Raw genomic sequence first — 9,724 nt, forward strand, 5'->3', positions numbered from 1 at the left:
ACCCCCGCCCCACACCTTCTTGACTCCCCGTCACCGAACCCCTCGAAGATTGACCCGTCCGCGTGGTTTTCCCCTGAGGCACCCTTGACGGAGCTGTGCCTCTGCCATGAGCTAGAGCACCTGTTCGTCGATGTGGTGGACCAGGGCTAGGGGAGTTCATGAGACGCAGAGCGAGATCGATCCTCGCCGTAGGGGCGCTGCTGGCCGGCGGAGCCGTCGTCGCGCCGATCGCGCAGGCACAGCCGGGCGCACCCGGCGAGGGGAAGAACGGGGACGAGGTCAAGGTCTTCCGCGCCGAAGTCACCAAGGCCCAGGTGCCGTTGCTGCTCAAGGCGGGCCAGGACGGGCACGAGCTGAGCGAGGCGGTCCCGGCGAAGGGCGAGGCGACCGTCGAGGTCTACCTCACCGACGAGCAGGCCGGCGCCCTGGAGAAGCAGGGCGTCGAGCTCACGGAGCACACCCTCTCCTCGAAGGCCGAGCGCCGCGTCGAGGCCGCGTCCGACGGGGTGTTCCGCCCGTACAGCGGCACCGGCGGCCTCAAGGAGGAGATCCTCCGCACCGCGCAGCAGAACCCCGGCCTCACCAAGGTCGTCTCGATCGGCAAGACCGTGAACGGCCAGGACATCCTCGCGCTGAAGCTCACCAAGGGCGCGAAGAAGACCAAGGACGGCAGCAAGCCGGCCGTCCTGTACGCCTCGAACCAGCACGCGCGCGAGTGGATCACCCCGGAGATGACCCGCCGGCTGATGCACCACTACCTGGACAACTACAAGACCGACAAGCGGATCAGAAAGATCGTCGACTCCACCGAGCTGTGGTTCCTGCTGTCGGCCAACCCGGACGGCTACGACTACACGTTCAAGGACGCCTCCACCCGCCTGTGGCGCAAGAACCTGCGCGACAACAACGGCGACGGCGTGATCTCGACGGGCGACGGCGTCGACCTGAACCGCAACTTCGCCTACAAGTGGGGCTACGACGACGAGGGTTCGTCCCCCAACCCGACCAGCGAGACCTACCGCGGGACCGCGCCCGGCTCCGAGCCGGAGACGAAGGCGCTCGACTCTTTCGAGAGGCGCATCGGGTTCACGTACGGCATCAACTACCACTCCGCCGCCCAGCTGTTGCTGTACGGGGTCGGCTGGCAGGTGGCGACGGACACGCCGGACGACGTCGTCTACAAGGCGCTCGCGGGCACGCCGGAGAACTCGGCGATCCCCGGCTACCGCCCGCAGGTCTCCTCGGAGCTGTACACGACGAACGGCGAGGCAGACGGGCACGCGTCGAACGTCAACGGGATGGCGATGTTCACCCCGGAGATGTCGACGTGCCAGACCGCGTCCGACCTCGACCCCAACGATCAGTGGAACGCGGCGGACTGCCGCTCGATCTTCACGTTCCCGGACGACGAGAAGCTGATCCAGCAGGAGTTCGCGAAGAACGTGCCGTTCGCGCTCTCGGTCGCCGAGTCCGCGCAGACCCCGGACCAGCCGAAGTCCTCGGCCGGTCTGAAGGCCGCCGACTTCACCCCGGCGCCCTTCACCACGTCGTACGCGCGCGGCGCCGGCCAGGAGGTCGCCGTCGTCGCCCGTGAGTCGCTGCGGGACAAGGAGCTCACGTACCGCGTCAACGGCGGCCGTACGCACGACGTGCCGCTGAGGGCGTGGAAGGGCGGGGAGACGTTCGGCGGGGAGGACAACCTCTTCTACGATGAGTACCGCGCGAAGGTGCGGGACGGCCGCCCCGGCGACAAGGTCGAGGTGTGGTTCACCGGCGAGACCAGGGCCGGCAAGAAGGTCTCCAGCGGCAGGTTCACGTACACCGTGGCCCGGCGGGCCGCCGCCGACACGCTCGTCGTCGCCGAGGAAGGCGCCAGGGCGACACAGGCGCAGGCGTACGTCGACGCGCTGAAGGCCAACGGCCGTAAGGCAGTCGTGTGGGACGTCGCCACGCAGGGTGTGCCGGACGCGCTCGGGGTGCTGAAGCACTTCCGTACGGTCGTGCACTACACGGGCGCCGCGGTCCCCGGGAACCCGACGCAGCTCGAACTGCGGGCCTACCTCAACGAGGGCGGCAAGCTGATCGAGGCCGGCGAGCGGGCGGGCGGCACGGTCGACCTCGGCGACGGCACCCCCTCCGACGACTTCAGCCAGTACTACCTGGGCGCCTACTCCCGTACCTCGGTCGCGGGCGCGACCGGCGTCACCGGCTCCGGGAAGCTGACCGGCTTCTCCGCCCTGCTGGCCGGCGCCCCCGGCAACCCGCTGGACCAGGCGGGCACGTACGGCGTCACCTCGGACGAGCTCCCGGCCGACACGTACCCCCAGTTCGCGAGCGCGGGCGCGGGGCAGTACGCCGGGACGGTCAACCCGTACGGCCCGTACTCGGGCTCCTACATGGCGGCGGCCGTGCACACCGACGACGCCTACAAGCGGCTGACCCGGACCGTCGACCTGACCTCGGTGACCGCGGCCCAGCAGCCCACGCTGCGGGCGCGGCTGTTCTGGGACACCGAGAAGGGGTACGACAACGCGTTCGTCGAGGCGCACAGCGCGGGCGGCGCCGACTGGACGACCCTGCCGGAGAAGAACGGCGCGACCGGCACGGCCGTACCCGCCGAGTGCGGCGGCGGCTTCTACATCGGCGAGCACCCCTGGCTGAGCCACTACCTGACGCTGAACGGGAGCGCGTGCGCCAACACCGGGTCCTCCGGCGCCTGGAACGCGTTCACCGGGACCTCCAGCGGCTGGCAGCAGGTCGAGTTCGACCTGAGCGCCTACGCCGGGAAGAGCGTCGAGGTGTCGTTCGCGTACGTCACCGACCCCAGCACCGGCGGCCACGGCGTGCTCCTCGACGACACGTCCCTCGTCGTGGGCGGTACGGCGACCCAGGCGGAGGGCTTCGAGACCTCGCTCGGCGCCTGGCAGGTCACCGGGCCCCCGGCGGGCAGCCCGGCCGTACTGAAGGACTGGACGCGCACGGGCGCGCTGCTCCAGACGTACGGCGCCGTCACCACGGACGACACCGTGCTGCTGGGCTTCGGCCTGGAGCACCTGACCACGGCGGCGGACCGCAAGGCGCTCATCGGAAAGGCCCTCGCCTCACTTGAGAGGTGAATCGGCCCGGTCAAGGGCGGCCCGTGATTCGTGACCGAATCGTGTGACAAGGTGTTCCGGGTCCTGGCGGTCCGTACCCCTACTGGGGGGTACGGACCGCCTCGCCGTGTATGGCACGACTCGATGTCACCGGCACCGCCCCGGAGAGGTAGGGTCGGGGGTGGTCGGGGACATCCCAAAAACAGCTCGCCGGCGACGAAGGCCGGCGTACCAACGAGGAGATCGGTTCGTGACGATCCGCGTAGGCATCAACGGCTTCGGCCGTATCGGCCGCAACTACTTCCGCGCGCTGCTGGCGCAGGGTGCCGACATCGAGGTCGTGGCTGTCAACGACCTGGGTGACACCGCGACCACCGCCCACCTGCTCAAGTACGACACGGTCCTCGGCCGTCTCCAGGCCGAGGTGACGCACACCGCCGACACCATCACGGTCGACGGCCACGTCATCAAGGTGCTCTCCGAGCGCGACCCCGCCCAGATCCCGTGGGGCGAGCTGGGTGTCGACATCGTCATCGAGTCGACCGGCATCTTCACCAAGCGCGCCGACGCCGCCAAGCACATCGCGGGCGGCGCCAAGAAGGTCCTCATCTCCGCTCCGGCGACCGACGAGGACATCACGATCGTGCTCGGCGTCAACGAGGACAAGTACGACGCGAGCGCGCACGACATCATCTCGAACGCCTCCTGCACCACCAACTGCGTGGCGCCGATGGCCAAGGTCCTCCTGGAGAACTTCGGCATCGTCTCGGGCCTGATGACCACGGTCCACGCCTACACCAGCGACCAGCGCCTCCAGGACTTCCCGCACAAGGACCTGCGCCGCGCCCGCGCCGCCGCCGAGAACATCATCCCGGCGTCCACCGGCGCCGCGAAGGCCCTCGGCGTGGTCATCCCGGAGCTGTCCGGCAAGCTCAACGGCATGGCGATGCGCGTCCCGGTCCCGACCGGTTCCGTCACCGACCTCGTCGTCGAGACCGAGCGCGTCGTCACCAAGGAAGAGGTCAACGCGGCCTTCCAGAAGGCGGCCCAGGGCGAGCTGAAGGGCTACCTCGACTACACCGAGGACCCGATCGTCTCCTCGGACATCGTCAACTGGCCGGCCTCCTGCACCTTCGACTCGTCCCTGACCATGGTCCAGGGCAAGCAGGTGAAGATCATCGGCTGGTACGACAACGAGTGGGGCTACTCCAACCGCCTCGTCGACCTCACGGTCTTCGTCGGCGGCCGGCTCTGATCACCGTCTGACAGGCACCGCACCGATGTGAGCCGCAGGGCTCGGGCAGCATGCGAAGAGGCGCTGCCCGGGCCCTGTCGCGCGTCACCGCCCTCGTACGATCAAGAGCCACCCTCCTGGAGACTGCATTGAAGACGATCGACGAACTCGTCCAGAGCGGCGTCGAAGGCAAGCGGGTCTTCGTCCGCGCCGACCTGAACGTCCCGCTGGCCGGCACCACGATCACCGACGACGGCCGGATCCGCGCCGTCGCGCCCACGGTCGCGGCCCTCGCCGCCGCGGGCGCCAAGGTGATCGTCGCCTCGCACCTCGGCCGTCCCAAGGGCGCCCCGGAGCCCGCCTTCTCCCTCGCCCCCGTCGCCGCCCGGCTCGGCGAGATCATCGGCCAGGACGTCGCCTTCGCCACCGACACCGTCGGCGCCTCCGCGCAGGCGACCACCGGGGCCCTCGCCGACGGCCAGGTCGCGGTGATCGAGAACCTCCGCTTCAACGCGGGCGAGACGGCCAAGGACGACACCGAGCGCGGCGAGTTCGCCGACCGGCTCGCCGCCCTCGCGGACGTGTACGTGGGCGACGGCTTCGGCGCGGTGCACCGCAAGCACGCCTCCGTCTTCGACCTCCCCGCGCGCCTCCCGCACTACGCCGGGTACCTCATCGCCACCGAGGTCGGCGTCCTCAAGAAGCTCACCGACGACGTCAAGCGCCCCTACGTCGTCGTCCTCGGCGGCGCCAAGGTCTCCGACAAGCTCGCCGTCATCGACGAGCTCCTCGGCAAGGCCGACCGCATCCTCATCGGCGGCGGCATGGCCTTCACCTTCCTCAAGGCCCAGGGCCACGAGGTCGGCGCCTCCCTCCTCCAGGAGGACCAGCTCCCGGCCGTCCTGGAGTACATCGAGCGCGCCGAGAAGACCGGCGTCGAGCTGGTCCTGCCGGTCGACGCGGTGGTCGCCCCCGCGTTCCCCGACCTCAAGGACAAGACCCCGGCCGGCTCCACCACCGTCGCCGCCGACGCCATCCCCGCCGACCGCATGGGCCTCGACATCGGCCCCGCCTCCGGCACGCTGTACGCCTCGAAGATCGCCGACGCCGCCACCGTCTTCTGGAACGGCCCGATGGGCGTCTTCGAACACCCCGAATTCGCCGAGGGCACCAAGGCGGTCGCCCAGGCTCTCCTCGACTCCCCGGGCTTCACGGTCGTCGGCGGCGGCGACTCCGCCGCGGCCGTGCGCACCCTGGGCTTCGACGAGACCGCATTCGGCCACATCTCGACCGGTGGCGGCGCCTCCCTCGAATACCTCGAGGGCAAGACGCTCCCCGGCCTCGCCGCATTGGAGAACTGACCCTCATGACCACCCGCACGCCGATCATGGCGGGCAACTGGAAGATGAACCTCAACCACCTCGAGGCCATCGCCCACGTCCAGAAGCTCGCGTTCGCCCTGGCCGACAAGGACTACGAGGCCGTCGAGGTCGCCGTCCTCGCCCCCTTCACCGACCTGCGCTCCGTGCAGACCCTGGTCGACGGCGACAAGCTGAAGATCAAGTACGGCTCCCAGGACATCTCCGCGTACGACTCCGGCGCCTACACCGGCGAGATCTCCGGCCCCATGCTCGCCAAGCTGAAGTGCGCGTACGTCGCCGTCGGCCACTCCGAGCGCCGCCAGTACCACGCCGAGACCGACGAGATCGTCAACGCCAAGGTCAAGGCCGCGTTCAAGCACGGGATCACCCCGATCCTGTGCGTCGGCGAGGAGCTGGAGGTCCGCGAGGCGGGCAACCACGTCTCCCACACCCTCGCCCAGGTCGAGGGCGGCCTCAAGGACGTCGCCGCCGAGCAGGCCGAGACCGTCGTCATCGCCTACGAGCCCGTCTGGGCCATCGGCACCGGCAAGGTCTGCGGCGCCGGCGACGCGCAGGAAGTCTGCGCCGCGATCCGGGGCAAGCTCGCCGAGCTGTACGACCAGGAGCTCGCCGACAAGGTCCGTATCCAGTACGGCGGTTCCGTCAAGGCGGGCAACGTCGCCGAGATCATGGCGCAGGCCGACATCGACGGCGCGCTCGTCGGTGGCGCCTCCCTCGACGCCGACGAGTTCGTCAAGATCGTGCGCTTCCGGGATCAGTGAGTAGGCCGTAGCGGCGATCCGTCGTACCCTGACGGGGACCTTAGTGACTATCCACTAGAGTCCCCGTCGTCATCCGCATCCGAGGAAGTTGGTCCAGCCGTGGTTCTGGGGTTCTCCATCGCCCTGATCGTCTTCAGCCTGCTGCTGATGCTGCTGGTGCTGATGCACAAGGGGAAGGGCGGCGGCCTCTCCGACATGTTCGGTGGCGGCATGCAGTCCTCCGTCGGCGGCTCCTCGGTCGCCGAGCGCAACCTCGACCGCATCACCGTCGTGGTCGGTCTGCTCTGGTTCGCCTGCATCATCGTCCTCGGCCTGATCATGAAGGCCAACAACTGAGCGGCGCCCCGCAGCACAATACGCACGCAAGGCCCCATGTTCGGTACGCGCTCCTTGGCGCGGCCTATCATGGGGCTTGCGTCTGTGTGCGGTAACTCCAATCACTGGACGCGCGTTGGGCCTTAGGCCGGTTGGTCTTACGTAGACTGAGCCGCTCGCAGTGGAGCGAAACGCCGACTCGCTTCGCGGCACCATCACGCAGGGAGTTACGACCGTGGCAAGTGGCAACGCGATCCGAGGAAGCCGGGTCGGGGCGGGGCCGATGGGCGAGGCCGAGCGGGGCGAGTCCGCGCCCCGACTGCGCATCTCCTTCTGGTGCTCCAACGGGCATGAGACACAGCCGAGTTTCGCGAGCGATGCGCAGGTGCCGGATACGTGGGACTGTCCGCGGTGCGGGTTCCCTGCGGGGCAGGACCGGGACAATCCGCCGGCTCCGCCGCGGACCGAGCCGTACAAGACGCATCTCGCGTATGTGCGGGAGCGGCGTAGTGATGCTGATGGTGAGGCGATCTTGGCGGAGGCGTTGGCCAAGTTGCGGGGGGAGATCTAGTCCCAACGGGGTGCCGCGGTCTGTTGTGTTGGGGCTGCGGCGCCGTCGTGGTTGATCGCGCCCGCGCGGCGGTAGCCGCAAATCGATACAGCCCCGCGCCCCTGAAAAACTTGGGTTCAGGTCCGTTGTCAGTGGTCGCCCCTACCGTGTGCGTATGAGGCGTGAGTTCTGGCAGTTGTGGTCGGCCGCTGTTGTGTCGCGGTTTGGGGATGCTCTGCGGAATACGGCCATGCCGTTGCTGGCTGTGCGGATTACTGATGATCCGTTGGTGATTGCTTCTGTTACCGCTTGTGGGTATGTGCCCTGGTTGTTGTTCGGGCTGGTGGGTGGGGCGTTGGCTGATCGGGTGGATCAGCGGCGGGCTATGTGGGCGGTGGATGTGGTGCGGGGGGTGTTGGTGGCGGGGTTCGCTGTGGTGGTGGCCTTGGGGGAGGCTTCTGTCGGGGTGTTGTTGGGGCTTGCCTTTGTGCTGACGACTCTTCAGACGTTGTTCGACAACGCGTCCACGGCGCTGTTGCCGGCTGTCGTCGAGCGGGATCAACTCGGGGCCGCCAACGCTCGGTTGATGACCGGTCAGCAAGTTGCCGGGGGGCTGCTGGCGGGGCCTGTTGTGCCGGTGCTCGTGGTGGTGGGGATGGCCGTGCCGTTCGTGGTGGACGCGCTCAGTTATCTCGTCGCCGCCGGGCTCATCGCCTCGCTGCGGGTGCGGCCCGTCGAGCGGGAGGCGCGGGCCACGGGGAGCACGCTGCGGGGGGAGATCGCCGAGGGGATACGGGTGTTGTGGCGGGACCGGGCGCTGCGCGCGACCTGTACGGCCACGCTGCTGTGCAACGTCGGGATGGGGGCGCTGATCGCGACCCTGGTCCTGGTCGTCACGCGGTGGCTGGACGCGGGGGACGCCGGGTTCGCCGCCGCGATGACCGCGTACTCCGTCGGGTCCATCGCCGGAGGGTTCCTCGCGCAGCGCGTCGCGCGGCGGTTCGGGCGGGCGCGGGCGCTGATGTGGGGCGGCGCCGTTCAGTTCGTCTCCCTCGTGGCCATGGGGTCCGTACGGCACCTGGGCGCGCTGCTCGTGGGGATGGCGCTGCTCGGTGTGATGGGCATGGTGTGGAACGTCAACCAGGTGACGCTCATGCAGGAACGCAGCCCTGAAGGGCTGTTGGGGCGGATCGCCGCGGCCTTCCGTACGGCGTCCACCTCGGGGGCACCCGTCGGCGCGCTGCTCGGCGGGGTGGTCGCGCGGGCCTTCGGGCTCAACGCGCCCGTCCTGTTCGCGGCGCTGCTGTTCCTGCTCGCCGTCGTCTCGTTGATACCTGCGGCCAAGGCGGATGTACCTGTGGGCGCGTCGGAGATGGCGTCGAAGGTGTGATGATCGGGAGATGGAGTCCTCCGGGCCGTTCAACGTCCTGTCCCTTCGCCATGTCCCCGCGGATCCGGAGGCATGGCGGCGGTCGGTGCGCATCCGCTTGTCGGTCGACGGGGTGGATGTGGTGGAGGCGATCCACCCCGACAGCGATTCGAGTCTCTTGCGCGAGATGATGATCGGTCCGCCGGAAACGTGGCCGTTGAGGGCCGGTGCCGAACCTCGGCGGGTCGAGCTGTCGAACAACTTCTGCGAGACCGGTTGCTGCGGGGGCGTCTTCGTGACCGTCCAGCGGTGTGGTGGTCTGGTGGTGTGGACGTGGGAGAACACGGACGACATCCGGGTGCCGCTGCCGCCGGACTCCCACTTCGACGCCGACCGGTACGACGCCGAGCTGGACCGCTTCGTCGCCGACCACGGCTGGGAGGAGCCGGTCGACACCGCCGCGCGTCTCTTGGCCCGGGAACTGGTCGCCCTCGACTGGCACCGGCGGTGGAACTGCCCGCCCCCGCCCTGGAGTTTTGGCGTCTCGGTTGGTGGCCGGGGCGAGAAAGCCCACGTCACGATGGAGTTCATCGCGACGGAGCTGCGCAGCTACACCCTGCCTGTCACCGGGAGCGAACCCGTCGAGGACCAGGTCCGCCGGTTCGTCGAGCGCGTTGACGCCTCCGACCCGCGTGCCTGAGGGGCGGTTGCAACCCGTGGGGGCGTTCTCGCATCTGGAGGGGTGGCGGGAAAGTGCTTCTTGGGAGGGGTTGCTGTGCGTGGGATCGGCAAAGGGCTGAGCGGGGTGGGTGTCGGGCTTGCTGTGGTGGCTCTCGCCGCTGCGCCTGCGCAGGCCAAGGGGGATGTGTCCGTGGTGGCGCCCCGGGCGGTGGCCGTGGGGAAGGTCTTCAAGGTCAGTGCTCATGGGGACGACGACGCCGCTCGGTATCTGCGGATATGTCTTCAGGAGCGGAGTGGGAAAGCGGCCTGGCGGCAGGCGGGGTGTGGGGGTGTGGTT

8 protein-coding genes are annotated in these 9,724 nt (G+C 69.1%); all 8 read left to right on the forward strand.

What is annotated here, in order from left to right:
* Positions 1-158: 158 nt before the first annotated feature.
* The 8 genes from AOK24_RS36685 to AOK24_RS36720 all read left to right on the forward strand — a co-directional run bounded on the left by AOK24_RS36685 (position 159) and on the right by AOK24_RS36720 (position 9,406).
* A complete protein-coding gene (locus tag AOK24_RS36685; protein WP_055724279.1) occupies positions 159-3,116 on the forward strand; it encodes a M14 family metallopeptidase in 2,958 nt (985 codons plus the stop codon).
* Between the two features lie 229 nt (positions 3,117-3,345).
* Positions 3,346-4,350: a type I glyceraldehyde-3-phosphate dehydrogenase gene (gap, locus tag AOK24_RS36690; protein ID WP_055724280.1), complete on the forward strand. Its 1,005-nt coding sequence runs from the start codon at positions 3,346-3,348 to the stop codon at positions 4,348-4,350.
* A 128-nt stretch (positions 4,351-4,478) separates the two neighbouring features.
* The gene (locus AOK24_RS36695) at positions 4,479-5,690 is read left to right on the forward strand and encodes a phosphoglycerate kinase (protein WP_055724281.1); all 1,212 of its coding nucleotides are present in this window, start codon (positions 4,479-4,481) and stop codon (positions 5,688-5,690) included.
* Between the two features lie 5 nt (positions 5,691-5,695).
* The gene (gene tpiA / locus AOK24_RS36700) at positions 5,696-6,472 is read left to right on the forward strand and encodes a triose-phosphate isomerase (protein WP_055724282.1); all 777 of its coding nucleotides are present in this window, start codon (positions 5,696-5,698) and stop codon (positions 6,470-6,472) included.
* A 99-nt stretch (positions 6,473-6,571) separates the two neighbouring features.
* Positions 6,572-6,808 carry a preprotein translocase subunit SecG gene (secG, locus tag AOK24_RS36705; protein ID WP_010352469.1) on the forward strand — a complete coding sequence of 79 codons (237 nt, stop codon included), beginning with the start codon at positions 6,572-6,574 and terminating at the stop codon, positions 6,806-6,808.
* Between the two features lie 214 nt (positions 6,809-7,022).
* On the forward strand, positions 7,023-7,358 hold the full coding sequence (locus tag AOK24_RS36710; RefSeq protein WP_010352468.1) for an RNA polymerase-binding protein RbpA: 336 nt from the start codon (positions 7,023-7,025) through the stop codon (positions 7,356-7,358).
* Between the two features lie 154 nt (positions 7,359-7,512).
* Positions 7,513-8,727: an MFS transporter gene (locus tag AOK24_RS36715; RefSeq protein ID WP_055724283.1), complete on the forward strand. Its 1,215-nt coding sequence runs from the start codon at positions 7,513-7,515 to the stop codon at positions 8,725-8,727.
* A gap of 10 nt (positions 8,728-8,737) precedes the next feature.
* Positions 8,738-9,406: a hypothetical protein gene (locus tag AOK24_RS36720; RefSeq protein ID WP_240554288.1), complete on the forward strand. Its 669-nt coding sequence runs from the start codon at positions 8,738-8,740 to the stop codon at positions 9,404-9,406.
* Positions 9,407-9,724 lie beyond the last annotated feature (318 nt).

This window comes from Streptomyces niveiscabiei, assembly GCF_001419795.1.
Lineage (GTDB): Bacteria > Actinomycetota > Actinomycetes > Streptomycetales > Streptomycetaceae > Streptomyces > Streptomyces niveiscabiei.

Bases quoted from the DNA above. Each gene is read 5' to 3' on its own strand.
- AOK24_RS36715 (WP_055724283.1), top strand. From the start codon at position 7,513: ATGAGGCGTGAGTTCTGGCAGTTGTGGTCGGCCGCTGTTGTGTCGCGG.
- tpiA (WP_055724282.1), top strand. From the start codon at position 5,696: ATGACCACCCGCACGCCGATCATGGCGGGCAACTGGAAGATGAACCTC.
- AOK24_RS36685 (WP_055724279.1), top strand. From the start codon at position 159: ATGAGACGCAGAGCGAGATCGATCCTCGCCGTAGGGGCGCTGCTGGCC.
- AOK24_RS36720 (WP_240554288.1), top strand. From the start codon at position 8,738: ATGGAGTCCTCCGGGCCGTTCAACGTCCTGTCCCTTCGCCATGTCCCC.